Here is a 26,939-nt window from a genome sequence, read left to right as displayed (position 1 = left end):
CCAAGCCGCGTACCGGCCTTGGCTTGTCGTCCAACCTCTGGCCTGGACATTTGCCACGATCTGGCTTGAGATTCTCCTTCCCGCGGCCGGCGTCAGAGGCCGGTCGTCACGTCCGGGACGGATGTGTCCAGCCTTCGCGGCGGGCGCCGGTAGCCGGTGCTCGGCGGGCGTTCGGGGATCTCCATGGACGGCCGCTCGACCTCCTCGTACGGGATCGTCGACAGCAGGTGGCTGATCATGTTGATCCTGGCCCGGCGCTTGTCCTCGCTCTCCACGTCGTACCAGGGCGCCTCGGGGATGTGGGTGTGGATCAGCATCTCGTCCTTGGCCCGCGAGTATTCCTCCCAGCGGGTGATCGACTCCAGGTCCATCCGCGACAGCTTCCAGTGCCGCATCGGGTCGTCCAGCCTGGCGCGGAAGCGGCGTTCCTGCTCGGCGTCGCTCACCGAGAACCAGTATTTGCGCAGCAGGATGCCGTCCTCCACCAGCAGCCGCTCGAAGATGGGGCACTGGTGCAGGAACCTGGTGTATTCCTCCTGGGTGCAGAATCCCATCACCCGCTCGACACCGGCCCGGTTGTACCAGCTCCGGTCGAACAGCACGATGTTCCCGGCGGCCGGCAGGTGCTCCACGTAGCGCTGGAAATACCACTGCGTCCGCTCCCGCTCGGTCGGCGCCGGCAGGGCGACGATCTGGGTGATCCGGGGGTTGAGATACTCGGTGACCCGCTTGATCGTGCCGCCCTTGCCCGCGGCGTCACGGCCCTCGAAGAGCACGACCAGCCGCTGTCCCTCGGCTCGCACCCACTCCTGCACCTTGACCAGCTCCGCCTGCAGGCGAAGCAGCTCTTTCTCGTACGGCTTGCGCCTCAGCTTCTGGACAGCCATGCGGATCGATTCTCCCTGATGCCTCGCGGCTGGTGAGTACCAGGATGCGCGGTGATCGACCCGCCGTCACGTGGGCGCGTCGGGGACTCATGGCCGTGCCCGGCCGCGCTGAACTGATCGGCGGCATCGGTCGGGGTCATCGCCCGCGCTGACGAACAGGGCGATCGGCGTGGGGATGCCGTGTGCGAGCGCTTCGCAGTACGGGGACTACGTGATGCCGCTACGAGATGCCAGTCGCCACGCCTGGACACGTCCGCGTCGGTCACCCCGCCCGACTCGGCGAACGTACGCGTCCACCGCCCGGCGGGTGTCCGGCGCCGGCGTCACGTTCACGTTCGTTCGGCGGCCCGGTGTTCGGTCAGTTCGAGCTCGATGAAGGCGTCGATCATGGCCCGCCACACACTCTCGGCCACGTCCGGGGACAGGCCGGCGCTCGCGGCGCGTTCGCGGGCCGCCGTGACCACGTGTTCCACCCGGCCGGGAGCGCGTACGGCCTGCTCGTCCTTCTTGAACGCGGCCGCTCGCCGGACCAGGGCCTGCCGATCGGCCAGGAGGCGGATCAGCTCGCCGTCGAGCGCGTCGATCCGGGCGCGGACCTCGGCCAGGCTGGTCGGTTCGGACACCGGGCTCTCCTTGTGCTCGAAGGGAAGGCTCGCAAAGTACTCGGGGAAAGAGTCTCGCAGAACCTATCCGTCGGCCTGGCCGACCGGGCGGCGGACAGGAGGGGGCCGGGCACACTGCCCAGCGGCATCGACACGCCGCACGCGACGGCGGTCCTGTACGGCTACGCCTGGGCCGACGGCGGGAACGCGCTGCGGATCACGCCGGCGAAGGCGACCATGGTCAAGGAGTACGGGATCCGGCGCTACCGGCTCACCCCCATCCCGGGCGCGAAGGAACGGCGGATCGTCCACTCCGGCGCCGGGTTCCGCAGGATCACCGCCGCCTGCGACCTGAAGGAGACCGAGGGCGTCGTCCGGCTCGACCGCGAGGGCCTGGGCACGACCAGGTGCGACGCCACCGACCTCGCCTTCGTGCTGAAGCTCGGGCCGGCGCCGGTGCGGATCTCGCTGGGCGCGACGACGGAGGTCCGCGAGTTCCTCGCGACGCCCAGGAAGCCGCGCGCCGCCTACGGCACGATCAAGCGCGTGAACGACACCACGGTGATCTTCACGAAGGGCCGGACCTCGGTGCGGTTCCACTACACCTTCGCCGACTTCCACCGGGTCACCAGGAAGTGCGGCGACCGCTGGCTGGCCGATCACACCCACGCGGACCGCGACGGTCTCGGCACCCGGGCGTGCGGCACGGCGTCCTTCACCCGGGCGCTGAAGCGGGCCGAGTATCCGGTTCTGGCCAAGGTCGCGTACGACCAGGTCAGCAGGCAGTTGCTGGAGGTCTGGGAGGTCTTCGGCGACGCCTAGGGCCGGTTGAAGGCCTGGGCGACGGCGAGGCTGTCCTCGTAGATGTGGTGCCGGGTGACGAGGCCGCCTTCGACCGTGAGGTGCAGGGCGAACCTTGCCCGGTAGGCACGTCCGGTGGAGCGGGCGGTCTGGCGGATCTCGCCGAGGACGACCGCGTCGTCGCCGTCCACGAGAACGCGTTCGATCACGGTGCCCGCCTCTTCGGGCACGTGGTGCTCGGCGATCTGCCGGAAGTGGGCGCCGGCGTCGGCGCGGGTGGCGCGGTGCCGGATCCATGGCGTGGCGGCGCGCCCGTGCTCGGCCTCCGGCCAGTCCAGTTTCCAGTCGCTGTGCTCGGCGTACATCTCGGCAATGCGCCCGGAGTCGCCGTCGCCGATCCGACGCAGCAGTTCTTCGACGACCTCGCGCGTAGACATGGGGTATTTCTCCTGATCAGGAACCTGCGGTGGGATCACATCCTTTCCAATACGCCCACGTGGCGCGATTACCTCCCAGGTAACAGAATTTATGACAGACAACCGCATACGTGGGCCTAAGGAACGTTTCGCATCATCGTCGGTGTCGCTCCCCTTCCGCGCGGCGTCCGGGTTACCCGGGCCTGCTAGCTTCGTCGTCCGTATGACACATGTCGCTTTGTGCGCTGGAGAGGCCCTATGCACGGACGCATTCCCTGGCATGAACGCACGACCCTGACTCCGGAACAACGCGCGGTCTACGACGAGATCGTGGCCGGGCCGCGTGCCGGCGGGCCCTTCCAGTTGACCGGCCCGGCCGGGAGACTCGAAGGACCGTTCAACGCGATGCTCACCGCACCGGGTGTCGGCGGCCCCCTCCAGCGGCTCGGCGCCGCCATCAGGTACGCCACCTCCCTGCCGGACCGCTCGCGGGAGATCGCCATCCTCGAGGTCGCCGCGGTGCGCCGCTGCGACTTCGAGTGGTACGCGCACGAACGGGTCGGCCGCGGCGTCGGGCTCACCGGGGAAGAGCTGGCCGCCCTCTCCACAGGGGCCGACGCCGTCACCTTCGACGAAACCGAGCGCACCCTCCGGGCGGTCTGCCGGGCCCTTCTGACCGACCGCTCCCTTGACGACGCCCTCTACGCGCGCGCCACGGCCGACCTCGGCGAGCACATGCTGTACGAGCTCGTCGTCCTCGTCGGCTACTACGACACCCTCGTCCTGTCACTCAGCGCCTTCCGCACACCCCTCCCGGCCGGCGAGCCCCCGGTCTTCGACCGTCCCTCCCCCGAGCCCTCCCCCGAGCAGGACCCCACCACGGGGCGCGGGGCGCCCCCGCGTCTCTAACCGGCCTGGCCCTCCTGGGTGAGGTCGCCGGGCAGGGGAGGCAGGTGGCTGACGAACCAGTCGGCGGCCAGATCAGCGACCTGGTCGAGCGTGCCGGGCTCCTCGAACAGGTGCGTGGCGCCGGGCACGATCTCGAGCCGTGAAGGACGTTGATCACCTACGGCCACTGACCATCTCGCCCGCCTTGACGTCCGCGTCGAGGTAGGACGCCACCCGGTCGCGGTGGGCCAGGATGACCAGCGGTCCCATGTCGCATCCGCGTCGGCCGTCGCCGATCCGCAGCCGCTCCATGTCGACGTGCCCGGTCACCTGGCCGGTGGCGGGGTCGAACACCTCGCCGGTGCGCTCACCGGTGCCGGCCCACGGCTACCGTCGATTCAGTGGGTCGTGTGCGTCATTTCCGCTCTCCGCGGGAGGTGTGGCTCGCACGCTTCTTGCGAGTACCGAAGATCTTGCCGAAGGTCCGGCGGACCCAGTCGGCGATGAGGGATCCCAGCAGTGGCATCACCCTCAGCGACTCCTCCTCGGCGGGAGCCGAGCGGGCCGGAGCGGCGGGGGCCGGAGTCGGGCGGGTGGGAGCCTGCCGGGCGGCGTGTGCGCTCTCCGCGGTCAGCGGGCCGGGGACGTCCGCCACTGGAGGAGCCGCGGCGGCGGGCTCGGCGGCCGCGACCGACTCCAGGATGGCCTGCTCGATCCGCTTGGAGGTCTGGGCCACCATCCGGTTGCCGACCTGCTCGATCACGCCCTTGCCCATGGTGGCGACCCGACCGGTGAGGGCGAGGTCGGTGCTCACCGTGACGCGCGATCCGCCTGCCGCGGGGACCACCGACATCGTGGCGTTGGCGCGCACCGATCCGGCGGTACCGCTCTCCTCGCCCTCCGCCTCGATGGTGGCGACCCTGGTGACCGGGTCCGCCGACAGGATGCGGGCGACGCCGCCATACTTCACCGTGACGGGACCGACCTTGACCTTCAGGGTGCCCCGGTAGGTGTTCTCGTCCAGCGCTTCCTGCAGGCTTACGCCCGGTACGCAGGTCGCCACGCGGTTCACGTCCATCAGGTAGGCGAAGGCCACATCCGGCTCCGCCATGATATCGAAACTGTGTTCGAGCTTCATGTCTGGTCCTTATCGATGGCGGCGAGGATCTCCGCCGGGAAGAGAGGCATCGAGGTGACGGAGACCTCGAACGGGGAGAGCGCGTCCTCGATGGCCTCGGCGATCGCCGCGGCGACCGGGATGATGCCCGCCTCTCCGGTGCCCTTGATGCCGAGCGGGTTCCACGGGGAGGGGGTTTCCAGGTGGTCGAGGACCAGTGGTGGCAGGTCGTCGACGCTCGGCAGGTGGAAGTTGAGGAAGCTGGTGGTGGTGGGCTGGCCGTTGTCGGAGAAGGTCAGCCGTTCCAGCAGCGCGCCTCCGATGCCCTGGATCAGCCCGCCGACCACCTGACCGTCCACGACCAGCGGGTTGATGACCCGCCCGCAGTCGTGCACGACGACGTACTGGTCGATGGTGACCCGTCCGGTTCCCGGATCGACCTCCACCATCACACCGTGGGCCCCGCTGCCGAACACCCACTGACCGCTGCGGAAGTACTCGGTGGCCGACAGCGAGACGGGTGCCTCGGAGCCGGGCTCCCGGGAGACCCAGGGGACGGGCCGCTCCGTTCCGGGGTAGCGGATGGGGTTGGAACCGCTGGCGATGTCGGCGAGGCTCACCCGGGACCTCGCGTCACCGCGGACGAAGACGTTCCCGTCCCCGGTCTCCAGGTCGTCGGGGGAGCATTCGAGCAGGACCGACGCGGTTTCGAGGATCTTCACCCGCAGGGTCTTGGCGGCGGCGGCGACCGCGTTGCCGCTCATCACCGCGGCCCGGCTGCCGAACGTGCCGTGACCCACCGCGGTGGGGCCGCCCGCCACGGTGACCACCTGGATGTTCTCGGCCGAGCAGCCGAGGACGTCCGCGGCGATCTGGGCGAAGGTGGTGGCATGGCCCTGGCCCTGGGACGGGACCGAGACCTCCAGCACGATGCGCCCGCTGCTGTTCAACGTCGCGGCGCAGCCCTCGTACGGGCCGACGCCGGTTCCCTCGACATAGGTGGCCATGCCCAGGCCGAGGTGGCGGCCCTCGGCCCGGGCCGCGCGCTGCCGCTCCCGGAACGCCTTGACGTCGACGTGCGAGAGCATCCGGTCGACGCCCTCCACGTAGCTGCCGCTGTCGTAGATCGCCCGGCTGCCGTCGTGCAGGTCGAGCCCGGTGTCGTAGGGGAAGGCGCCGGAGGGGATGAGGTTGGCGCGGCGCACCCGCCACGGCTCCACGCCGAGTCGCTTGGCGACCGCCGCGATCAGGCGCTCCATGACGAAGACACCCTGCGGCCGACCGGCCCCTCGGTAGGGGCTCACCGGCGGCTTGTTCGTGTAGAGCACCCGGCCGCTGTAGCGGTAGTGCTCGATGTCGTACTGTCCGGGCAGATGGGTTCCCGTGACGGCCGGCACGGCGATCCCGTACGGAATGTAGGCACCGGTGTCATGATCGAACTCGGTGCTCACCGCAAGGATCCGCCCGTTGTCGTCGAAGGCGATGACGGCCCGGTGGTGCTGTCCCCGTTCCTGGTTGGCACTGATGAAGTGCTCCCAGCGGTCCTCGGTCCACTTCACCGGCCGGCTCAGCTGGAGCGCGGCGTAGGGGACGAGCACCTCCTCCGGGTAGAAGAGCATGATCTTGGTTCCGAACCCGCCGCCGACGTCGGGCGCGGAGACCTCCAGCCGGTCCAGCGGCACGTCCAGGATCCGGCTGAGTCCCTGGCGGATCGCGACCGGCGACTGGGTCGAGTCGAACACAGTGAGCTTCTGCCGGCGCGGATCCCAGTCGGCGAGCACACCGCGGCCCTCCAGCGGGCTGCCGCAGCTGCGCTCGATGTCCAGGGTCAGCTCCAGGGTGTGCGGCGCGGACCGGATCACCCCTTCGGGATCACCCTTGACCTGTGACACGACGGCGGCAACGTTGCCGGGGACATCGTCGTGCACGGACCGGCCGTCGCGCCCGGCGTCGTCGAACTCGACGACCTCCGGCAGCGGCTTGTAGTCGATCTGGATCAGGTCCGCCACGTCCTCGGCGATGTAGCGGTCATCGGCGACGATCATGACGATGGCCTCGCCCACGTAGCGGACCCGGTCGACCGCCAGCGGCCGCTGGGTGCGCGGGGCCAGCAGGTCAGGGTGCGGGGCCAGTAGCGGCAGCGGGCCGTTGACATCGCCGAGGTCGTGGCCGGTCAGGACCAGCCGCACCCCCGGCGCCCGCCGAGCCTCCTCGACGTCGATGCGGGTGATCTCGGCGTTCGCGTGCATGCTGCGGACGAAGTACGCGTGCAGCGAGCCCGACAGGTGGATGTCGTCGAGATACATCCCGTGCCCGCGGAGCAGCCGGTCGTCCTCCAGCCGCGGCATCCGCCGTCCGACGTTAGCCGACATCGCCGCAGGCCTCCTTGGGTCCCGCGCAGATCTCGTCGACCGCGTTCATGATGTTGCGGTAGCCCGTGCACCGGCAGAGGTGCCCGCGCAGGGCGTCAACGGCCCGCTCCTTCGAGGGGGGTCCCTCCTCTTCCAGGACCGCGGTGAGCGACATGAGAATTCCCGGGGTGCAGAATCCGCACTGCAGGGCGTGGTTGCGCTTGAAGGCCGCCTGAACGCGCGAGAGCGGCTGCCCCGGCTCCGCCAGGGACTCCACGGTGCGCACCGGCTTGCCGTTCACCTGTACGGCGAGCATCAGGCAGGCCCGCACCGGCCGGTCGTCGACGAGCACGGTGCAGGCACCGCACACACCGTGCTCGCAGCCGACGTGTGTACCGGTCAGGTCCAGATCATGGCGGAGGAAATCGGACAACAGCAGGCGGGCTTCCACCTCGCGCTCGACCAGCTGGCCGTTGACAGTGGTTCGGACGTAAGGCATCGGCGGCCTCCTCGGTTCAGGTCAGATGACGGACGGGTCGATGCCCTGCTTCGCGTACGAGGTGACGGGGGCGATCGCCTCTCGGTCGACGCGGGCGTCGATCAGCGTGGGAGCGTCGCTCCGCTGCGCCGCGGCCAGAGCGTCATCCAGCTCGCCCTTGGAACGTACCAGGACACCGTCGGCGCCCAGCGAACGAGCCACCGCACCGTAGTCGAGGTCGGAGAAGTCGTTGATCTCGGGGATGACGTTCTTCTCGACGTACTTCTGCAGGTGGTACTCGAAGGCCAGGGTGCCGTTGTTGACCACCACGATCGTGACGGGGATGCCCACCCGGACCGCGGTCTCCAGCTCGGCGATGTTGTAGCCGGCCCCACCGTCACCGGTGACGCAGACGACCCGGCGGTCAGGTGCCGCCAGCTGGGCGCCGAGCGCTCCGGGGATCGCCCAGCCGAGCGAGCCCGCGGCCCGCAGGAAGGTGCTTCCCGCCTCCCGCGCCTGGTAGAGAACGCCGGCCCAGGCGGCCATGTAGCCGGTGTCGGCGACCACGACGTCGCTGGGCGAGAGCGACTCGGACAGGGAGGACACCACCTCGCGGGGGTGCATGTGCCCGGCCTGGCCGTCCGTCGAGGGCACCTTGAGCGCATCCTGGCGCCAGCCGGCGACCCGCTCGGTCACCGAGGCCACCCACGCGGTGTCCCGCGCGCCCGTCGCGGCCTGCGGGTCGGCGCCGAGCGCCGCGATCAGGGCCTGCGCGGTGAGCTTCACGTCCGCCAGCACGTTGAGGGCCGCCGACGGGTCCAGCGAGTCCGTACGGGTGTCGACCCTGATCAGGTCCGAGGTGAACATCGTGAAGGAGTCGCTGGTCACACTGCCCAGCCGGCTGCCGAGCACGAGCACGACGTCGGCCTCGGCGACGACGTCGTTGGCCACCCCGGCCGCGTAGCGGCCCACCACGCCCACCGCGAGCGGGTGCGCCTCGCTGATGGACGCCTTGCCGCCGATGGAGGTGACGACCGGCGCCTGCAGGGCGTCGGCCAGCTGCTGCACCTCGGGGGTGGCCCCCGAGATCCGGGAGCCGGAGCCCGCCATGATGACGACCCGCCGCGCGGCGGACAGCCGGGCCACGATCTCCTTGATCGCGTCCGGCGAGGGCGACACCCGGTACTGCGGGGCCCGAAGGTGGGCCGCCGGGGCGTCCGGCGCGCCGTCGCCGGCCAGCGCCTCGGCCAGCACGTCGCGCGGGATGTCCAGGTGCGCCGGACCGGGCGCGCTGGTGGCCTCGTGCATGGCGCGGAGCAGCATCGACCGCACGTGCTCGCCGCGGAGCGCCTCGCCGGCCCAGTGGGTCACCGGGCGGTGCATCCCCAGCTGGTCCAGCGACTGGTACTCGTGGCGGTCGCGGGTCGCCGCGGGCACCGAGCTGGTCAGCGAGACGACCGGGCTCATCGCCCAGTAGGCGTCCGCGAGCGCCGAGGCGATGTTGGCCGACCCCGGGCCGTGCTGGCCGTAGACGAAGGTCGGACGACCGGTCATCCGGGCGTAGCCGTCGGCCATGTAGGCCGCGCCCTGCTCGCTCCGGCAGGGGATCATCCTGATGCCCTCGCTCTGAAGGGCGGTCCACAGTGCGGGGTCACCGCCGGTCAGCATGAAGAAAATGTCGATCTCCTGTGCCCGCAGGGTCTCGGCGACGACATCGGCCACTCGTCTCACGTGAGCTCTCCTTGTTCGTTTTCGTCTGCAAATCGGGCAAATAGCATGTACGGGGTTAGATCTGGTACAAGGCGGGGCGCCGGCTCGTGGCCAGTCCCATCGCCGCCCGCACCGAGTCGAGGCGCGTCTCGTCGTACGGCGCGGAGGCCTGCTCGAAGGAGCCGCGGTCCGCCGCGTTCAGCACGGCCCCGTCGGGGCCGAGCACGGCCGACCGCCCCAGGTAGTCGGCCGTCGTCCCGTCCGGCAGCGACTCCGGGCCGACGCGGTTCGCCACCACGGCGTACACCGACTGCTGAAGCGCCATCGCCTGCATCTCGGCGAGGAAGGTCGGTGCCGTCCCCACCGGTGACGCGGTGGGGACCGCGACGATGCCGACACCGTTGGCGCGCAGGGTGGACCACGCCTCGGGGAAGTGCCGGTCGTAGCAGATCAGCACGCCAAGGCGGGCGAAGTCGAGGTCCCACACCACCAGTTCGGAGCCCGGCCGGAAGTACTGGTCCTCCAGGAAGACCGAGCCGTAGTGCCGGACGTTGCACAGGTGGGTCTTGTCGTAGGCCGGCACCTCGTCACCCGACAGCACGCCCCGGCCGGGGAGCACCTCTCCGGCCCGGTCGAAGACGACCGCGGCGTTGCGGCCGCGGTCCGGCCCCGGCAGGCACAGACCGGCCACGACGTAGCTGCCCGTCCGCCGCGCGAGGCGGCGGTAGGGCGCGAACACGCTCTCGGTGTCCTGGTCCGCCAGGGTGCCGGCGAGCCACTCGCCCAGGTCGGGAGCGATCGGGAAGTAGGGGACGTTCGCGATCTCCGGGAGCACGATCAGGTCGTACGGACCCTCCGCCAGGCGCAGGGCGTCCACCGTCGCCGCGTCCACCCCTCCGGCGGCGACCTGCACCGCCGTCAGTACGCGTTCGCCTACCACGTCGCCTCCCGGTCAGACCGTGTCGTGAAAGCTGGGACCACGCCGGATGAGCTGCCCGCGGCCGGGGTTGCTGATGGCCTGACCGCGCTCGGCGACCAACTCGCCGCGCGAGTAGACGTGCCGCGGCCAGCCGTGGCACTCGTAACCCTCGTACGGGTCGTAGTCGGCCTTGGAGTGCATCTGGTCGGCGGTGAGCACCCGCACGTCGGCCGGGTCGATGACGGCGATGTCGGCATCCGAGCCGACCGCGATGACGCCCTTCTTGGGGTACATCCCGAACAGCTTCGCCGGGTTCGCGGAGGTCACCGCGACGAAACGGCAGGGGTGCAGGCGCCCGGTGCGCACGCCCTCGGAGAACAGCATCGGCACGCTGGTCTGCAGGTTGGACACTCCCGCGGGGATCTTCCAGAACGGCGCCTCGGCCAGCTTCTGCTCGCTGCGCCACGGGGCGTGGTCGGTGGCGTAGGTGTCGATGTCACCCAGCCGCAGGCCCTCCCAGAGCGCGTCGCTGTCCTCGGTGGAGCGGATCGGCGGCAGGCACACGAACTTGTTGCCCTCGGACTCGGGCAGCTCGTAGACGCTCTCCTCAAGGAAGAGGTAGACCGGCCGGGTCTCCACGAAGATCTTGTCGAAGCGCTTGCGCACCTCGCGGACCGCGTCCAGCGAGGCGCCCGTCGACAGGTGCACGAAGTACACCGGCGCCTTGAGGAAGGCCGCGTACTCGGCGATCTTCCGGGTGGCGATCGCCTCGGCCTGCGCGGGCCGGGCCTGCGGCAGGTATTCCACCCCGGTCTGCCCGCGCTCGCGGAAGGACTCGGTGAGGTGCTCGATGAGGGCGCCGTCCTCGGCGTGCACGTTGACCAGGATGTTGCTGGCCGCCGCCGCCTCCAGCACCTTCAGGATGCCCGAGTCGGGCAGCTGGAACCCGGTGACCGCGCCGAAGACCTTGACGCTGGTGAACCCGTCGGCCGCCAGGGCGGGGAACTCCTTCACCGCGGTCTCGGCATCGCACGTCACGACGACGTGCAGGCCGTAGTCGATGTTCGACTGGGTCTTGGCCAGCTCCAGGTCGCGGTCGACGGCGGTCCGCAGCGACTCGCCGTTCTCCTGGAAGGCGTAGTTGATGATGGTGGTGATACCGCCGGAGGCCGCGGCCTGGGTGCCGGTGTCGTAGTCGTCGGCGTTGTGCGACCCGACGTAGCTCACCCAGTGGTGGAAGTGCGTGTGCACGTCGATCGCGCCGGGCACCACGAAGCATCCGGCGGCGTCCACGACCTCGATGGCGGGCGCGTCGATCTCGCCGAGCGCCACGATGACGCCGTCCTTGATCCCGACGTCCATCGGCTCCATCGACTCCGCGTTGACGACCATGCCGTTGCGGATGATGAGGTCCAGGGGCTGGGCCTCGGACTGTTCAATGGCGCTCATGCGGCCACTCCCTTAGTGCTGATCTTGGAAAGACGGTCAAGTAGCGCGGCGACGAGGATCAGCGAGCCGATCGCGACCTGCTGCCAGAATGCGGTGACGTTCAGCAGCACCAGCCCGTTCTGGATGCTGGCGATCAGGATGGCTCCGACGACCGTGCCGGCGATGCCGCCGATCCCGCCGTTGAGTGAGGTGCCGCCGATCACGACCGCGGCGATCGCCGCCATGAGGTCGGCGGCGCCGACGGTCCCGGAGCCGGCGTCCAGCCGGGAGGCGAGGATGATGCCCGCGACGCCCGCCAGGCTTCCGCTGATCACGAGCACGGCCGCCTTGGTACGCCGTACGTTCACTCCCGACAGCCGGGCCGCGTCCGGGTTCCCGCCGACGGCGTAGATGTTCAGGCCGAAGGAGGTTCGGTGCAGTAGCAGGGCGAGCACCGCCAGGACCACCGCGGCGATCAGGACCGGCGCCGGGATGCCGAACAGGCTGCCCTGGCCGATCGCGCCGAACTGGGGGCCGAGCCCGAACACCGAGGTGCCCTGGGTGAGCAGGTAGGCCGCGCCGGCGGCCACGCTGAGCATGGCCAGGGAGGTGACGAACGAGGGCACGCCCAGCTTGCTGGTGAAGAACGCGTTCACCCCGCCGACCAGGGCGCCGACGAGCACGCCGAGCACCAGGGCGACCGGCCAGGGCAGTCCCACGGTCACGATGAGAACGGCGGCCAGCGAGCCCGCCAGTGCCTCCACCGAGCCGAGCGACAGGTCGATCTCCCCTGCGATGAGCACCAGGGTCAGCCCGCCCGCGATGATCGCCAGGGTCGAGGCGGCAAGGAAGATGTTCATCAGGTTCGACACGGTGGCGAAGCTCGGGGCGGCCACTGTCAGACCGATCCAGATGATGATCAGAGCCGCAGTGGTCCCGCCGACCGAGGATCGCGCGCCGCGCAGGATCCCGGCCGCGCGACCGGCCGGGGGGGCCGGGGCCCGCGTGTGCGATGACCCGCTTGACGCCTGTTGGGTTTTCACGTGCCCTCCTGCCCTTCCGAGGGTCGATTCGAGGGGAATGCCGGAAGCCTCGCAGACATCGCTCGAACCCGTCAAGGTATTGGCCTGACCAATCCTTCCCAAATGGCAATACCGTTCGTTACCTTGCAGGTCATTCATCAGGGAATCTATCCTTAGCCTGCAGAAAACTGGTCAGTCCAGATTTTGGAGGTCATCATGAAGCCCGCGATGATGGAGTACTACGCCCCCACCGGGCTCGACGACGCCGCGTCCTTGCTGGCCGAGGCCGCCGAGGACGGTGGCAAGGTGATCGCCGGAGGTCAGAGCCTGATCCCGATGATGAACTTCAGATTGGTCCGGCCGCCGGTGCTCATCGACCTGGGCGGGGTGGCGGAGCTGACATCCGTGCAGATGAGCGACTCCCACCTGTCCCTGGGCGCCATGGTGACCACCGCCACCGTCGCCTCCTCCGATCAGGTACGGCGCAGCTGGCCGCTGCTCGCCCACGCGGCGACCTGGGTGGGACACGACCAGATCCGCAACCGGGGCACCGTCGGCGGAAGCGTGGTCCACGCCGACCCGTCGGCGGAGATGCCGGCCGTCATGCTGCTGGCCAACGCCCGCCTCGAGGTCCGCTCGGCCACCGCGTCACGCACCCTGGAGGCGGCGGACTTCTTCTGGGGGTTCATGTCCACCTCGCTGGAGGAGGACGAGATCCTGGTCCGGCTCTCCCTGGAGATCCCCCCGCCCGGTACGCGCTGGGGCTTCTGCGAGTTCGCGCAGCGGCACGGCGACTTCGCCGAGGCCGGGGCCGCGTGCCTGCTGCCGCCCGGCGGCCGGCCGCGCGTCGTCGCGTTCGGCGCGGCGGATCGGCCGTTCCGGGCCACGCAGGCCGAGTCGGTTCTGGCCGACGGCCCGGCGGTCGACGCGGAGAGGCTCAGGCGCGCGGTGTCGGACGACGCGGAGCAGGCGGGGGTCGCGGACCGGGCCAAAATCCGTCTGCTCAGCACGATGGTGCGGCGGGCCGTCGCGATGGCCGGGGACCAGCAGGTCTGATCGGTACGGATGAGGACAGTCCCGGCCGGACGCGCGCGTAGGCGGTCGGCCGGGCTGGTGCATGGGAACAGACCGGCCGTGTAGCTGCGGCCCCGCCTGCTCTGGTCGATCTTTCCGGATCTCTGCCGCGGATCTCTCCGGGAGGTTCCCGTAAGCCCTAGTCGGGACGGAACTGATCCTCGACCCGGGCCAGGTGCAGCAGCATCGCCGCCCTCGCCCGCTCCGGGTCACGCGCCCGGATGGCCGCGGCGATCGTCCTGTGCTCGACGGCGGACAGCAACCGGGACTCGGTGCTGTTCGCGGTCACCGCGAGCACCTGATACTCCAGATCGCGAATGCCGCGGATCACGCTGAGCAGCAGGCGGTTGTTCGTACGCCGCACGATCCACTCGTGGAACGCAATGTCCAGCTCGGGGAAGGTGTGCTGGTCCGAGGCGTCCAACGCGTCGAGCAACTGGTCGAGATCATCGAGATCGTCGTCCGGCAGTCGAATCGCCGCCATCGCCGCGGCCTGCGGCTCAAGGAAGCGCCGCAGCTCGAACAGGTCGATCTCCGAACCGCGGACCAGCCTGAACGCGTAGCTCAGCGGCGCCAGGAGGAACTCCGGGCTCAGATCCGTGACGAAGGTGCCGGCGCCGCGCCTGGACTCGACGATGTTGACGGCCTCCAGGCTCCGCAGCGCCTCGCGCACCAGCGGCCGGGAGACCCCCAGCAGCATCGCGAGCTCCCGCTCGGCCGGCAGCGCGTCTCCGGAGGAGAGCGTGCCGTTCAGAATCAGATTGACAACGTGCTCTTTCACATCGTGGAGAGGGCCGGACACGGTCTTCACCGTACCGGAGGCCCGCCGCGACGATGCAGGGTGAGAGGGAACCGACACGCCGTTGACACCCGGCTGTGTCCGCTCCGGGCCGGCGACCTCTTTCGCTGGCCCGGATCGATCTGCGATGCCCACCTCTTCGGTCATGACATCACGCCGCGGAGTGCAGGGAGGAGGAGGTCGTCGTCGCATGAAACATGATCTCCTTTTCCTCCGTCCCTCGGGGCAGTTCGGCGACGACGGCACCGCGACGGAAGACCAGCACCCGGTCGCTCATGCCGCAGATCTCCTGGCCGTCGGAGCTGACCAGGATCACGGCCACCCCACTGCGGCCCAGCTCGCGCAGGATCGTGTAGATCTCCGCCCGGGCACCGACGTCCACGCCCGCCGTCGGCTCGATCAGGATGAGCACCTTCGGCTGGGTCGCCACCGCCTTCGCGATGACCACCTTCTGCTGGTTGCCTCCGCTGAGACCGCCCACCACCGCCGCCGGATCCGGCGGCTGGATGTTGAAGTCGGCGATCGCCGCCATCGCGGCCTGCCGTACCCGCTGCCGTCGCAGCATGGCGCCGGCGCCGCGGACCGAACCGCGTACGGTCGGGCAGGCCGCGATCGTCAACGCGAGGTTGCGTTCGATGCTCATACCGGCCACCAGGGCCTTGGAACGGTCCTCCGGGACCAGGCCGATCCCCTCGCGCATCGCCTGCGCGGGTGAGGAGACGCGGATCTGCCTGCCCTGGACGGTGACCTGACCGCCGGCGAGCGGACGTACCCCTGCCAGCGCCTCCGCGGCCTCCACCATCCCGGCCCCGACCAGGCCGGTGAGGCCCAGTACCTCACCGGCGCGGACCTCCAGCGAGAGCGGGGGCGCGGTGCCGACGACGACGTCCGAGAGCGTGAGCACCGGCGCGTCGCCGGACGGCTCCGTCGTCGGCGGGTACATCGCCTGGACCGGCCGGTCCAGCATCGCGGCGATCATGGAGTCCACGTTCAGGTTCGCCTTGTCGAGCCGCTCCACGACGGCGCCGTTGCGCAGCACGGTGGCCCGGTCGCACAGCGAGGTGATCTCGTCCAGCCGGTGACTGACGTAGACCAGTCCCACGCCGCGCTCGCGCATGCCGCGCAGCCGGTCGAACAGCGCGTCACGGTCGGCCGCGGTCAGCGAGGCCGTCGGCTCGTCCAGGATCAGCACCTTGGCGTCGGTGGCCAGCGCGCGGGCGATCTGCACCAGCTGGGCCTCGGGCACCGACAGCGCGGAGATCGGCGTCGTGACGTCGAAGTCCAGCCCCATCTGCGCGAGCGCCTCCGCCACGATGGGCCTGGCATCGCGCCGGTTGAGCATTCCCCACCGGGTCGTGCGCTGCGCCGCCCGGGACTTTCCCAGCAGGAAGTTCTCCAGGATGCTCAGCCCCTCCACCAGCGGCAGGTGCTGGTGGATGGCGTAGATGCCGAGCTTCTCCGCGTGCAGCGGGTTGCGCAGGGCCGTCTGCTCACCGTTGATCTCCAGACGCCCCCCGTCGGGGGAGTGCACGCCGGTCATCACCTTGATGAGCGTTGACTTGCCCGCACCGTTCTCCCCGACCAGGGCGTGGATCTCACCCGGCTCAAGGCTGAAGCTCACCGAGTCCAGTGCCTTGAGGTTGCCGTAGACCTTGCCGACCTCGACGGCTCTGACGAGCGTGCCGCTCATCGGAGGTCCTCTGCCGCTCGGATGTCCATGGCCATCAGCACTTCCCTGAGATGGCCTTGGCGACGCGGGCCCGGAGCAGGTCGTCCACCTCGAACGGCGCGTTGTCCACGGTCACGCTCTTCGCGCCCTGCTCGATCTCCTTGAGTTGCTCGGTGGTCAGCAGCGTGATGGGCGGCTTGATCTTTTCGGGAACCTTCTCACCCTTGATGGTGGCGAGGGAGGCGTCGATGAACTTGGCGCCGATCTGGTCCAGGAACAGGATTCCGTCGGCGGCGAACGTGCCCTGGTAGGTCGCCTGCAGGCCGATGCAGGTGCCGTTGTAGCCGATGAGGGTGACCTTGCCCTCCAGCTTGCGGGCACGCAGGGCGGACAGTGCCCCGAACGCCATCTCGTCGTTGTCGGCGAAGATGGCGTCGATGTCGGAGTTGGCGGTGAGCAGATCCGTCGTCACGCGCAGGGCCTTGTCCCGGGCCCAGTCGGCGGGCTGGCGGGCGACCACCTTGGCGTCGGGCGCGGTCTCGGCCAGACCCTGCTCGAAGCCGTTGGCCCGCTCGATACCGGGTGTGTCGGCCGGCGCGCCCTCCAGCACCAGGACGCGGCCGGATCCGCCGAGCTTCTTGCCGAGCCAGCGGCCGGCCACCTTGCCACCCTCGACCTCGTCGCCGATGAGCGAGGAGACGACCAGGCCGTTGCCCTGGGTGCCGGGCACCTCCGACTGCAGGATGAAGACCGGGATGTTGGCCTGCTTGGCCTGCTGGAGCATCGGCATGATCTGCTGCTTGTCCCACGGCTCGATGCCGAGCGCGTCGACCTTACGCGAGATCATGGTCTGCACCTTGCTGATCATGTCCTGCATGTTCGCGCTGTCCTGGGCGAGCAACTCCACATCGGGATGCTTACCGGCCTGGGCGATGGCGGCGTCCGCCATGTCCTTGATCGCAGGGTTGTCCCACGCTTGGGTCACCATGCCGATAGTGGTCTTACCAGTTTCGGTCGAAGTCTCGGCTGAGGTGCAGGCCGTGGGAAGCACGAAAAGTATGCCTGCCGCCGCGATCGTCCAACGACGCATGATCCATCTCCATTGATCAGGGGGGATTCGCTAGATGGCGGGTGCTAGTGCGGTTGAGCGTGTCATCGAGCCGTGCCCCTGTCAAGATTTTGGCCTGACCAATTTTTGAAGGCGCCTGAAGGCACGCAGAGGGTAACGGGGATGACCGCCGTGGTTCGATGTTCGCCGTCGGGCGAGGTTCGCGACGGTCGGCGCGCTGTCGCGGCTCAGGGTCAGGCAGGCAGGTAGCTGACGAACCAGTCGGCGGCCAGGTCGGCGACCTGGTCGAGCGTGCCGGGCTCCTCGAACAGGTGCGTGGCGCCGGGCACGATCTCGAGCCGGGTCTCACCGGGCATCCGGCGCTGGGCCTGGCGGTTGAGGTCGATGACGATCGGGTCGTCGCCGCCGACGAGGAGCAGGGTGGGGCACTCGACCCGGACGAGGGAGTCTCCGGCCAGGTCGGGCCGCCCGCCCCTGGAGACGACGGCGCGCACGGTGTCGGGGCGGTGCGCGGCGGCCACGAGCGCGGCGGCGGCGCCGGTGCTGGCGCCGAAGAGGCCGATGCCGAGGCCGGCCAGGCGGGGGTCGGCCACGGCCCAGTTCGTCAGACAGGTCATCCGCCCGGCGAGCAGGTCGATGTCGAAGCGGTATTCGCCGGTCAGGGAGTCGCGCCGGTCCTCCGCCACGGTGAGCAGGTCGGCGAGGACCGTGGCCAGCCCGGCGTCCTGGAGGCGCCCGGCGACGTGGCGGTTGCGCGGGCTGTGGCGGCCACTGCCGCTGCCGTGGGCGAACAGCACCACTCCCGCGGGCTCGGCGGGCACGGCCAGATCGGCCTCCAGAACGGCGTCGGCCACGTGCACCCGTACGCTCTCTTCCACCCCTGCCCACCTCGCTGTCAGCCCTGTGACCTGCTATGACGCTCTCAGCGTACGCCTCCCGATTTATTCACTATATTTAGTACATGCTGAATATAGAGGCGAGCGTCACGGTCGAGGGATGCGACGTCCACTACTGGGACACCGGCGGCGACGGGACCGCGGTGGTGTTCTCGCACGGCGCGGGGGCCGACCATCTGATGTTCCGGCCGCAGGTCGAGCACCTGGCCGGCCACGGATACCGGGTGGTGACCTGGGACCTGCGCGGGCACGGGCGATCCCGTCCGGGCGGCGCGCCGTTCACGGCGGAGCGGGCGGCCGGCGACCTGGTGGCGCTCCTCGACCACCTGGAGCTGGAGCGGCCCGTGCTGGCGGGGCAGTCGCTGGGCGGCAACCTGGCCCAGGCCGTCGTGCGGCAGCGGCCCGGCCGGGCCCGCGGGCTGATCGTGATGGACTCGACGTGCAACACCGGCCCGCTCAGCCGCGCCGAGCGCGTCCTGCTCAGGGCCGCGCTGCCCGTCCTGTCCGTGATCCCGGCGCGGCGGCTGCCCGCGATGATGGCGAACGCCTCGGCGGTCACCGACCAAGGACGGGCGTACGCGCTGCGGGTGTTCGGGCAGCTGCCGAAGCAGGAGTTCCTCGCCGCGTGGCGGGCGACCGTGGAGCTGGTCGATCCCGATCCGGCCTACCGGACTCCGGTGCCGCTCTGCCTGATCCGCGGCGAACGCGACCGCACCGGCAACATCGCGACCGCGATGCCCCGCTGGGCCCGCGCCGAGGGGATCCAGGAGACGGTCATCCCGGGCGCGGGGCACCTCGTCAACCTGGACGCGCCAGGCGCGGTCAATTCCGCGATTCTGGCGTTTCTTCGTACGGGGCTCGAATCATGACCGAAACGGACAGCTTCGTGACCGCGGTGGGCGATCTCCTCGCGTCGTGGAACCTGCCGCACGCGACCGGCCGCACGTACGGGCTGCTACTCCTCACGGACGAGCCCCTCTCACTGGACGCCATCGCAGCGGAGCTGCGCCTCAGCAAGGGCGCGGTCAGCACCGCCGTACGCCAGCTCGTGTCGTGGGGCCTGGCCCGCACCATCCCGCGGCCCGGCAGTCGCCGCCTGGTCGTGGAGGCCGCCGGCGGGATCGAGTCGCTCCTGGAGGCCAGCCACGCCAGGGCCCGCACCCTCATCGGCACCCTGCGACAGGGCCGCGAGCTGGCCCGGACTCCGGCGACGCGCGAACGACTGGACAGCGTCGTCGGCCTGTTCGAGAGCTATGTCGCCGTCGGCGAGGACATGCTCGCGCGGCACCGCGAGTCACCCCCCTGAGGGGGCCCGGGTGAACGAGTTCGTCGGCGCTTGCCAGATATATCCGGAGTTGTGGGTTGAGTCACGGTCTTACCTGGGTCGTGACGGGGAGTCGTGGTTCTGCCTTACTGGATGGGCGTAAGCAACGACTTCCAGAACGACTTTCGGGAGCGACGATGGCCGAAGCGCTCAACCTGGCCGGGCGGGCCGTACACGAACTCCTGGACCGGAAGGCGGTGAGCCTGGCCCGGGAGCTCGTCCGCTCGTTCGTCGAGGAGATCCCCGTCTACCGCCAGTTACCCGCCGAGGAGATCGCGGGCGACATCGAGCGGATCACCGTGCACAACCTGAGGCTGGTCGCCCGGATGTTCCGCGACCGCCGGGCGCCCACCTCGGCCGAGCTGGAGCCGCTGCGGAGGTCGGCGGCGCGCAGGGCGCAGGAGGGCGTGCCGGTCGAGGCGATCCTGGCCGCCTACCATCTGGGGGCGGGCCGGATCTGGGATCACGTGTTCGCCGACGCCTGCCAGGAGGATCTGCCCGACGCGCTGGACGCCGGCCGGCTGATGCTCCGCTACATCGAGTCCGTGACGGCCGCCGTGTGCGGCGCCTACCAGAGCGAACGCGAGAGCCTGGTCAGCCAGGACCAGCACGCCCGGCACGCCGCCGTCTCGGCGCTGCTCAGCGGCGAGCCGCTGGCCACGGCCGGCATCCGGTTCGCCGCCCGTTATCTGGTGCTGAGCGTGACGTTCGGCTTCCACCCCGACGAGCGGTCGGGGGCGGTGGCGGGGCGGCGCAAGCTGCGCCGGATCGGCGACTCGGTGCAGAAGTTCGCCGCCGAGCCGGTGCTGTCACTGCTGGATCCGGGCGGCGGGCTGATCTTCGTGCCCGACCTCGACTGGTGCTCGGCCGAGGCGCTGGTGGCCGGGATGGGCGAGGCGGCCGGGGTGGAGGTGCGGGCCGCGGGCGAGGTCGTACCGCCGGAGGGTGTGGCGGACGCCGCCCGGCTGACCCAGGAGGTCCTCGACGTGGTCCAGCTCTTCCAGCACCCGCCGGGGCTCTACCGGCTGGCCGACGTGCTGCTGGAGTATCAGCTGACCCGGCCGAGCGAGGCGACGGAGCACCTGGCCGGGCTGCTCGACCCGCTGACCGGCAACCCCGATCTGCTGCGCACCCTCACCGTCTACCTGGAGACCGGGCTGGACCGCAGGCGTACGGCCGAGTTGCTGCACGTACACCCCAACACGGTCGACTACCGGCTCCGCCGGGCCGTGAGCCTCACCGGGCTGGACCCGGTCGACCCGGCGGATCTGCAGTCCATCGGCGCGGCGCTGGCCGCGCGCCGCGCCAGAGGACGCTGACCTCTTTGTACGGGCTTACTGCGTTTGTACGGGCTTATGCGTTGGTGCGGGCTTATACGGCCGCGCGCACGGCCGCGGTGACGATGGTCGCGAAGTTGCGCATGCCGAGCGCGTTGGGATGGAAGGGTGTGGCCGCGGTCGTCGGGATGTACGGCTCGATCCAGCGGGTGCCGGACGACTTGCACGGGTCGTGGCCCTCGCTGGGCGTCTGCAGGTCGATGAAGCGCACGCCCTGGGCCGCGGCCTGCTGGGCGAGCATGAGGTTGAAGTAGGCGATGGTGGCGCGGATGTAGTTGGCGTCGGCCTTGAACACCGGCACTCTCGGCCAGCAGCCGTTGACCGGCGCGTAGGTGGCGTAGCCGACCACGTACACCCTGGCCTGCGGGGCACGCGCCCGGATGTCGCGGATCACCTGGTCGATCTTCGGCCGGAGCGCGTCGGTGGCGTCACGCCAGGAGTCACGCCCGTTCTGCTGGTAGTCGTCGTTGCAGGGGTCGCCGGGCAGCAGCAGGTTGAGGCAGTCCTCGATGAAGCCGGTCAGGCCGACGTCGTTGGCGCCGATGTGCACGGTCACCAGGGTGGTGCTCGACGACAGCGCGTTGAGCTGGGGCGGCATCGAGCCGAGGTCGGTCTCCTGCGACTCGTACATGTGCCTGGTCTTGGCTCCCGAGCAGGTGACGTCCTTCAGGGAGCCGCCAAGGTTCTGCGAGGTCAGGTGGGCGTAGTTGCGGTCGGAGCGGAAGCAGCCCAGCTCGGGCAGGACCTGGTTGGGGATGAGCGGCCCGGCGGCGGCCGAGTCACCCAGGGCGACATACGACTCGGCGGCGGCGGCGTGCGCCGCGGGCGTGAGGCTGACCGCGAGCAGGCAGGCGGTGGCGAGGAGGGTTAATCGGCGGAACATGGTGACTCCCTAACGTCGGAAGGGGCCGGTGACTTCGTAGGTGACGCCGCCCGTGCCCGCCGTCTCCCCGCTGGTCCCGCGCTGCGAGGAGAAGTACAGGCGCGAGCCGTCAGGGGAGAACGCGGGACCGGTGATCTCGGAGCTGCCGTGACCGTCGAGCCGCATGACCGGCGCGACGATCCGGTCCGGAGTGATGATGTTGATCTCCATGTTGCCGCCGTCCTCGGCCACGTAGAGGTCGCCGCCGCGGGTGCCGGTGATGTTGTCGATGCCGTCGAGGGTGCCCCCTCCCGCGTAGATCGAGGAGAGCGTGCCGGCGACCGCGTCGTACGCCCAGACCTTGCGGTCGCCCTTGGCCGTGAAGTAGCAGACGCCGGCGGCGTAGTGACAACCTTCACCACCGTCGAAGTGCAGAGCGGAGCTCACCTGGTGCCGGGTCTGCCGCTCGAACACGCCGGGCGACGGGTCGGGGACCTGGCGCCACACGACGCCCTCGCACAGCACGTCGAGCCGGCCGCTGGACAGGTCGCCCCAGGTGTTGGGCCGGAACCGGTAGAGGCAGCCGTCGCTCTCGTCCTCGGTCAGATAGATGACCTGGTGGTCGGGGTCGCAGGCCGCGGCCTCGTGCTTGAACCGGCCCATCGCCGAGCGCGCCTGGGCGGAGCGGGCGCCGTACGGGTCGGTCTCGTAGACCCTGCCGCGGAAGATCTCCTCGCACGACAGCCAGGTGTTCCACGGCGTCGCGCCGCCCGCGCAGTTGATGTTCGTGTTGTTGAGGATCCGGTACGCCCGCTCGATCGAGCCGTCGGCCCGGAACCTCAGCGCCGACGCCCCGCCGATCAGCGGGACCTCGGAGTTGGACACGTAGATCCAGCCGGTGCCGTTGGCGAAGCAGGCGCCGCCGTCGGGGGCGGGATGCCACAGGATGCCGCCCACCGACTGGCCCGTGCGGGCCACGACCCTGCTGGTGAAGCCGGCGGGCAGGGCCATCCCGTTGACGTCGGGTGGGCCGAGCGGTCCGTACGGACTCGCCCCGGCCCAAGCGGGTGCCGCGGCCTGCCACAGCGAGCCGGAGAAGGCGGCGGCGGACACGGCGATGAGGAAGGTGCGTCGCTCCATGGGAATCTCCCGTGATCAGTGGAGTTCCCCCACACCATCCGCCGCCGCCTCCCGTCCGTGAATAGGGCGGCGCGGTAAATCGTGGCGGCCATTCTTGTGACCCATCACATAGCCGCCCGGGAGCTGTGAGCGTCCGGCCCGGTGGCCTCCCCACGCGCCCCGTGCCCGGCGTGGGGCCGGACTTCTGAGTCCGGTCCCCGCCTGCGCGGGGACCGGATGGTTCTCAGACCGGCACCCCGAGGCGTCTGATCCGGATGCGGTCCACGCGCCGGGTCGGCTCCAGCACGATCCTGCGCGCCTCCACCGGGACGTGGCGCAGGTCGTGCGTGATGAGGATCGTCGTCCGGCCGGCCATGAGCCGCCGCAGCGGCGCCATGACGCGGGCGGCGGTCGCCTCGTCCAGCCCGGTCATCGGCTCGTCGAGGACGAGGACGGGCGCGTCGCGCAGCAGCGCCCTGGCGATGGCGATGCGTTGCCGCTGGCCGCCGGAGACCAGCCGGCCGCGCTGGCCGAGCGGGGTCTCGTACCCGCGCGGCAGCGTGGTGATGAAGTCGTGCACCCCGGCCAGTTCCGCCGCCCTGATCACGTCGTCGAGCGACGCGCCGGAGCGGCCGTAGGCGATGTTCTCGCGCACGCTGCCCGAGAACAGCATGCTCTCCTGGTGCAGGATCGTGACGTTCTCGCGCAGCGAGGCCCGGGTCACGTCCCGGATGTCGGCACCGTCCAGCAGGATGCGTCCCGTGCCCGGCTCGTAGAACCTGAGCAGCAGCTTGGTCAGCGTGGACTTGCCCGCTCCGCTCGGTCCGGTGCAGACGATGAGCTCGCCGGGCTCGGCGACGAAGGACAGGTGCGACAGGGTCGGCCGCCTGCGGTTCGGATAGGTGAAGCCGACGTCGTCGAACTCGATCCGGCCGTGGCTGCGGGTGATGAGCGGCACGGCGACGGGGCGGTCGGTGACGGCCGGCCGGGCGTCGAGGATCTCCAGGACCCGGTCGGAGCCCGCCGCCGCCTCCGACACGGTGAGCGCGATCTGCCCCAGGCTCTGCACCGCCGGATAGAGCATCGCGAGGTAGGCGGCGAAGGCGAGCAGGCCGCCCAGGGTGAGGCGTCCTTGGGCGATCTGCCAGGCGCCGAAGCCGAGGACGATGATCAGGCAGACGGTTTCGAGCACCTGGACGAGCGGGCCGTACAGGCCGGACAGCCAAGCCTGTGACAGGTTGGCCCGCAGCCAGCCCTGGCCCTCGCGGTTCAGGCGTACCGATTCGTTGTCCTGACGGTTGTAGGCCTGCACCAGCGGCTGGTTGGCCAGGCTCTCCTCGATGACGCTGTTCATGGCGCCGTTGCTGCGGCGCTCGCGCGCGGCGGCCGTCCTGAACCTGCTGGCGAAGACCTTCGAGATCAGAAGGAACGCCGGGACCAGCGCCATGGTGACCAGCGCGAGGTCCCACCGGACGTAGAACGCCGCGCCGGCGAAGAAGACCACGCTGGCGGCCGTGGTGATCAGTTTGACCACGCCGGAGCCGACGAGCTCCTCGATGGCCTCGATGTCGTCGGTCAGCCTGGCCATCAGGTCGCCGAGCCGCCGGTTCTCGAAGTAGTCCGGTGTCAGTGTCTGGACGTGCGCGAACACCCGGTCGCGCAGGTTCAGCAGGAATCGTTCGGCGCCGAGGGCCGTCAGGTACGTGCCCCCGAAGGAGGCGAGGCCGGCGACGGCGGCGAGTCCGAGCCACATGAACGCGGGGGCCCAGAAGGCCGCCAGGTTCTTGGTGGTGAGCACCTCGTCGGTGATGTGGCCGAACAGGCCGATCGCGGCGACCTCGCAGAGCGCTGCCAGGATCGCGAACACCGCGCCGGCCGCGAACAGCCGGCGCAGGCCGCGGGTCCCGGGCCAGAACTCCCGGAAGGTCCGGCGCAGAGAGACCGTCGGCGCGAGCGACGAACGATCTCCCCTGCCGGACAGCGAGAACGAGAGCCGACGGGTGACCCGCCGGCTCTCACGTGTTCTGGCTACCACCACCACCGCCGGCGACAACCGCAGCCGCCTCCGCACCAACGGCGACGGCGGCAGCAGCCACCACCACGCCTCCAGCCGCCGCACCCTGCCTGGAATCCGTTGCGAGCCATCTCTCCACCTCCAGTGACGAGGATCTTTCCAAAAGGGACGCTAGCACCCATAAGGACACAAATCACTACCATTTGCTCCGATTAAATGAGACTTGACCGGCGACCCCAGGAAGAAAGGCTGGTTGCGTAATTGCGGTAAATGGCCTGCAAACAATCTTCGACGCGTTCCATACAGAAGGCGCCATAACCGGCCGCGCACGCCGCCTTCGCCTCGGATGGCCGCCACCACGGGGGATGGCGACTTTGATTGAACGTTAAACACGGCTATTTACCGGCCAGTAACAGCCTTTTGACGGCAGTTCGCCAGGTTTGAGGCGAGGCCTGAAGTGACCTCTCTTTTGTCGCCCAAGGCGCGTCTTCGCCCACCAAGTGGGCAGGAGGCCGACATGGCTGAGTTCCTGACCGACATCAAGACCATCCGCGAGCGCGCCCGCGCCGAGATCGACAAGGGTCCCATCACCGACGCGTACGGCGCCGACCTGGCACGCGTCATCCAGGTGTGCAACGAGGCCCTGGCCACCGAGCTCGTCTGCGTCCTGCGCTACAAGCGGCATTACTACACCGCCTCCGGAATCCAGTCGGAGTCCGTGGCCCAGGAGTTCCTGGAGCACGCCGGCGAGGAGCAGCAGCACGCCGACAAGCTGGCCGCCCGGATCGTCCAGCTGGGCGGGGAGCCCGACTTCAACCCCGACACGTTGACCGCCCGGGCCCACTCCCACTACGACGAGAGCCTTGGCCTGATCGACATGATCAAGGAAGACCTGGTCGCCGAGCGCATCGCGGTCGCCAGCTACACCGAGATCATCCAGTGGCTGGGCGACCGCGACATCACCACCCGGCGCGTGTTCGAGGAGTTGCTCGCCAAGGAGGAGGAGCACGCCGACGACATGCAGAGCCTGCTGGAGCGCATCCCCTCCGCGTGACCAGGGCCGTTCTGGGGGCGAACCGCCGATAAATCATCGAATGGTGGATGGAGTGCCACGTCAGGTGATGCAATGGGCCGAGCCGTATTCACCCGAGGAGACCCGTTGACAGACAACCTCGACCTGGCCGCGAACGCCCAGCAACTGGCGGACGCGGCGCCCGCGGGATCCCTTGACCGCGTGGCGGCGACCTCCGTCGCCATCACGCTGGCCACCACCCGCGACGCCGATCAGGCCCGCAAGACGCTCGACGGGCTCTCCCCGGACGACGTACGGCAGGCGGCGGTGACGCTGTTCGACCGGCTCTCAACCGGCTGACCCGCCCAGGGCGGCGCGCATGTCGGCGATGGTGCGCAGGGTGCCGCGGACGGTGCCGGTCACCTTGGTCCGGTCCGTCCGCGGCAGGTAGTCGACGTCCCTCTCCGTGATCCGCCAGCCGGCGGCGGAGGCGCGCAGCACCATCTCCAGCGGATAGCCCGACCTGCGGTCGGCCAGCCCCAGCATGAGCAGCGCCCGGCGGCGACAGGCGCGCATCGGTCCGAGATCGCGCACCGGGATCCCGGACGTCCTGCGCAGTTGCCAGGCCAGCAGCGCGTTCCCCAATCGGGCGTGCGCCGGCCAGACGTGCCTCGCGGAGCCGGCGGAGCCCGCGGCGCTCGCGAAGCCTCCGGACCCAGCGGAAACCGGGCGGGCCGGGGCGCGCAGCCGGCGACGGCCGAGGACCAGGTCGTACTCCCTTGCCAGCACGGGGTCCGCCACGCGGGGCAACTGGCACGGATCCAGCGAGGCGTCCGCGTCCATGAAGCAGACCACCTCGGCCGTGGCCGCCAGCAGTCCCGCATGGCAGGCGGAGCCGAACCCTCGCCGCCGCTCCCGCACCACCGTCGCTCCGTACGACTCGGCGATCCGGGCGGAACCGTCCGTCGAGCCGTTGTCCACGACGATCGGCCGGTAACCGACCGGCATCCGCTCCAGCACCCACGGCAACGTTTGGGCCTCGTTGAGGCAGGGCAGCACAACATCGATCATGATCAAACGGTAGATCCAGGCTTTCCGGCTAACACTTACAAAGTCATGACGTGTCCCCCTAAAACGCCCAGGTC

Annotated in this window: 28 protein-coding genes; 8 read left to right on the top strand and 20 right to left on the bottom strand. The window is 70.0% G+C overall.

Annotation, left to right across the window (positions count from 1 at the left end; genetic code table 11):
* Positions 1–92 precede the first annotated feature (92 nt).
* Together ppk2 and AB0I38_RS17095 are read right to left on the bottom strand one after the other, a co-directional pair.
* Positions 93–887 carry a polyphosphate kinase 2 gene (gene ppk2 / locus AB0I38_RS17100; protein ID WP_358468103.1) on the bottom strand — a complete coding sequence of 265 codons (795 nt, stop codon included), beginning with the start codon at positions 885–887 and terminating at the stop codon, positions 93–95.
* A 329-nt stretch (positions 888–1,216) separates the two neighbouring features.
* Positions 1,217–1,510, bottom strand: coding sequence for a chorismate mutase (locus tag AB0I38_RS17095; RefSeq protein WP_358468100.1), 294 nt, complete (start codon positions 1,508–1,510; stop codon positions 1,217–1,219).
* Positions 1,511–1,522: 12 nt separating this feature from the next.
* Here AB0I38_RS17095 and AB0I38_RS17090 point away from each other — a divergent pair, with 12 nt between their 5' ends.
* Complete coding sequence (locus AB0I38_RS17090) at positions 1,523–2,311, top strand: hypothetical protein (RefSeq protein ID WP_358468097.1); 789 nt, start codon at positions 1,523–1,525, stop codon at positions 2,309–2,311.
* Here AB0I38_RS17090 and AB0I38_RS17085 read toward each other — a convergent pair.
* Positions 2,308–2,727, bottom strand: coding sequence for a nuclear transport factor 2 family protein (locus AB0I38_RS17085; protein ID WP_358468094.1), 420 nt, complete (start codon positions 2,725–2,727; stop codon positions 2,308–2,310). The two genes, AB0I38_RS17090 and AB0I38_RS17085, sit on opposite strands and share 4 nt — an antisense overlap.
* Positions 2,728–2,964: 237 nt before the next feature.
* On the opposite strand from AB0I38_RS17085, the gene AB0I38_RS17080 reads away from it, so the two are divergent.
* Positions 2,965–3,615 (top strand): carboxymuconolactone decarboxylase family protein, encoded by a 651-nt coding sequence (locus AB0I38_RS17080; protein ID WP_358468092.1) that lies wholly within the window; start codon positions 2,965–2,967, stop codon positions 3,613–3,615.
* Here the strand turns inward: AB0I38_RS17080 and AB0I38_RS17075 are convergent.
* The 9 genes from AB0I38_RS17075 to AB0I38_RS17035 form a co-directional block, all read right to left on the bottom strand.
* Positions 3,612–3,743 (bottom strand): hypothetical protein, encoded by a 132-nt coding sequence (locus tag AB0I38_RS17075; RefSeq protein WP_358468089.1) that lies wholly within the window; start codon positions 3,741–3,743, stop codon positions 3,612–3,614. The two genes, AB0I38_RS17080 and AB0I38_RS17075, sit on opposite strands and share 4 nt — an antisense overlap.
* A 25-nt stretch (positions 3,744–3,768) precedes the next feature.
* Positions 3,769–3,948, bottom strand: coding sequence for a hypothetical protein (locus AB0I38_RS17070; RefSeq protein WP_358468086.1), 180 nt, complete (start codon positions 3,946–3,948; stop codon positions 3,769–3,771).
* A gap of 61 nt (positions 3,949–4,009) precedes the next feature.
* Entirely contained in the window at positions 4,010–4,732 is a 723-nt protein-coding gene (locus tag AB0I38_RS17065) for a CoxG family protein (protein WP_358468083.1), read from the bottom strand.
* Positions 4,729–7,083 (bottom strand): xanthine dehydrogenase family protein molybdopterin-binding subunit, encoded by a 2,355-nt coding sequence (locus AB0I38_RS17060; RefSeq protein ID WP_358468080.1) that lies wholly within the window; start codon positions 7,081–7,083, stop codon positions 4,729–4,731. The genes AB0I38_RS17065 and AB0I38_RS17060 overlap by 4 nt, the downstream gene beginning before the upstream one ends.
* Positions 7,073–7,561: a (2Fe-2S)-binding protein gene (locus AB0I38_RS17055; protein WP_358468077.1), complete on the bottom strand. Its 489-nt coding sequence runs from the start codon at positions 7,559–7,561 to the stop codon at positions 7,073–7,075. Before AB0I38_RS17055 ends, AB0I38_RS17060 begins: the two co-directional genes overlap by 11 nt.
* Positions 7,562–7,582: 21 nt before the next feature.
* Positions 7,583–9,271 carry a thiamine pyrophosphate-binding protein gene (locus AB0I38_RS17050; RefSeq protein ID WP_358468075.1) on the bottom strand — a complete coding sequence of 563 codons (1,689 nt, stop codon included), beginning with the start codon at positions 9,269–9,271 and terminating at the stop codon, positions 7,583–7,585.
* Positions 9,272–9,326: 55 nt separating this feature from the next.
* Entirely contained in the window at positions 9,327–10,190 is an 864-nt protein-coding gene (locus AB0I38_RS17045; RefSeq protein WP_358468073.1) for a carbon-nitrogen hydrolase family protein, read from the bottom strand.
* Positions 10,191–10,202: 12 nt separating this feature from the next.
* The gene (hydA, locus tag AB0I38_RS17040; RefSeq protein ID WP_358468071.1) at positions 10,203–11,618 is read right to left on the bottom strand and encodes a dihydropyrimidinase; all 1,416 of its coding nucleotides are present in this window, start codon (positions 11,616–11,618) and stop codon (positions 10,203–10,205) included.
* Positions 11,615–12,469 (bottom strand): ABC transporter permease, encoded by an 855-nt coding sequence (locus AB0I38_RS17035; RefSeq protein ID WP_358468069.1) that lies wholly within the window; start codon positions 12,467–12,469, stop codon positions 11,615–11,617. Before AB0I38_RS17035 ends, hydA begins: the two co-directional genes overlap by 4 nt.
* 366 nt (positions 12,470–12,835) lie before the next feature.
* On the opposite strand from AB0I38_RS17035, the gene AB0I38_RS17030 reads away from it, so the two are divergent.
* Positions 12,836–13,675: an FAD binding domain-containing protein gene (locus AB0I38_RS17030; protein ID WP_358468064.1), complete on the top strand. Its 840-nt coding sequence runs from the start codon at positions 12,836–12,838 to the stop codon at positions 13,673–13,675.
* Between the two features lie 157 nt (positions 13,676–13,832).
* On the opposite strand, the gene AB0I38_RS17025 is transcribed toward AB0I38_RS17030, so the two are convergent.
* The 4 genes from AB0I38_RS17025 to AB0I38_RS17010 all read right to left on the bottom strand — a co-directional run bounded on the left by AB0I38_RS17025 (position 13,833) and on the right by AB0I38_RS17010 (position 18,108).
* Complete coding sequence (locus tag AB0I38_RS17025) at positions 13,833–14,474, bottom strand: FadR/GntR family transcriptional regulator (RefSeq protein WP_358468060.1); 642 nt, start codon at positions 14,472–14,474, stop codon at positions 13,833–13,835.
* 169 nt (positions 14,475–14,643) lie between these two features.
* Positions 14,644–16,182 (bottom strand): sugar ABC transporter ATP-binding protein, encoded by a 1,539-nt coding sequence (locus AB0I38_RS17020; RefSeq protein ID WP_358468057.1) that lies wholly within the window; start codon positions 16,180–16,182, stop codon positions 14,644–14,646.
* 34 nt (positions 16,183–16,216) lie between these two features.
* The gene (locus AB0I38_RS17015) at positions 16,217–17,149 is read right to left on the bottom strand and encodes a sugar ABC transporter substrate-binding protein (protein WP_358468054.1); all 933 of its coding nucleotides are present in this window, start codon (positions 17,147–17,149) and stop codon (positions 16,217–16,219) included.
* Between the two features lie 314 nt (positions 17,150–17,463).
* Positions 17,464–18,108, bottom strand: coding sequence for a dienelactone hydrolase family protein (locus AB0I38_RS17010; RefSeq protein ID WP_358468051.1), 645 nt, complete (start codon positions 18,106–18,108; stop codon positions 17,464–17,466).
* A gap of 83 nt (positions 18,109–18,191) precedes the next feature.
* On the opposite strand from AB0I38_RS17010, the gene AB0I38_RS17005 reads away from it, so the two are divergent.
* The 3 genes from AB0I38_RS17005 to AB0I38_RS16995 all read left to right on the top strand — a co-directional run bounded on the left by AB0I38_RS17005 (position 18,192) and on the right by AB0I38_RS16995 (position 20,769).
* Positions 18,192–18,995 (top strand): alpha/beta fold hydrolase, encoded by an 804-nt coding sequence (locus AB0I38_RS17005; protein ID WP_358468048.1) that lies wholly within the window; start codon positions 18,192–18,194, stop codon positions 18,993–18,995.
* A complete protein-coding gene (locus tag AB0I38_RS17000; protein ID WP_358468045.1) occupies positions 18,992–19,432 on the top strand; it encodes a GbsR/MarR family transcriptional regulator in 441 nt (146 codons plus the stop codon). Before AB0I38_RS17005 ends, AB0I38_RS17000 begins: the two co-directional genes overlap by 4 nt.
* A 155-nt stretch (positions 19,433–19,587) precedes the next feature.
* Positions 19,588–20,769: a PucR family transcriptional regulator gene (locus AB0I38_RS16995; protein WP_358468041.1), complete on the top strand. Its 1,182-nt coding sequence runs from the start codon at positions 19,588–19,590 to the stop codon at positions 20,767–20,769.
* A gap of 52 nt (positions 20,770–20,821) precedes the next feature.
* On the opposite strand, the gene AB0I38_RS16990 is transcribed toward AB0I38_RS16995, so the two are convergent.
* From AB0I38_RS16990 to AB0I38_RS16980, 3 genes are all read right to left on the bottom strand, one after another.
* Positions 20,822–21,670 (bottom strand): SGNH/GDSL hydrolase family protein, encoded by an 849-nt coding sequence (locus AB0I38_RS16990; protein WP_358468038.1) that lies wholly within the window; start codon positions 21,668–21,670, stop codon positions 20,822–20,824.
* A gap of 9 nt (positions 21,671–21,679) precedes the next feature.
* On the bottom strand, positions 21,680–22,789 hold the full coding sequence (locus AB0I38_RS16985) for an alkaline phosphatase PhoX (protein WP_358468035.1): 1,110 nt from the start codon (positions 22,787–22,789) through the stop codon (positions 21,680–21,682).
* Positions 22,790–23,012: 223 nt separating this feature from the next.
* Entirely contained in the window at positions 23,013–24,887 is a 1,875-nt protein-coding gene (locus AB0I38_RS16980) for an ABC transporter ATP-binding protein (RefSeq protein ID WP_358468032.1), read from the bottom strand.
* 412 nt (positions 24,888–25,299) lie between these two features.
* Here AB0I38_RS16980 and AB0I38_RS16975 point away from each other — a divergent pair, with 412 nt between their 5' ends.
* Together AB0I38_RS16975 and AB0I38_RS16970 are read left to right on the top strand one after the other, a co-directional pair.
* A complete protein-coding gene (locus AB0I38_RS16975) occupies positions 25,300–25,836 on the top strand; it encodes a ferritin-like domain-containing protein (protein ID WP_358468029.1) in 537 nt (178 codons plus the stop codon).
* Between the two features lie 105 nt (positions 25,837–25,941).
* Positions 25,942–26,154 carry a hypothetical protein gene (locus AB0I38_RS16970; protein WP_358468026.1) on the top strand — a complete coding sequence of 71 codons (213 nt, stop codon included), beginning with the start codon at positions 25,942–25,944 and terminating at the stop codon, positions 26,152–26,154.
* On the opposite strand, the gene AB0I38_RS16965 is transcribed toward AB0I38_RS16970, so the two are convergent.
* Entirely contained in the window at positions 26,143–26,865 is a 723-nt protein-coding gene (locus AB0I38_RS16965; protein WP_358468023.1) for a glycosyltransferase family 2 protein, read from the bottom strand. The genes AB0I38_RS16970 and AB0I38_RS16965 overlap by 12 nt on opposite strands.
* Positions 26,866–26,939: the final 74 nt, after the last annotated feature.

Source organism: Nonomuraea cavernae (genome assembly GCF_040655715.1).
Lineage (GTDB): Bacteria > Actinomycetota > Actinomycetes > Streptosporangiales > Streptosporangiaceae > Nonomuraea > Nonomuraea cavernae_A.
Note: the sequence above shows the minus strand (reverse complement) of the source record. Positions and strands in the feature narration are given on the sequence as shown.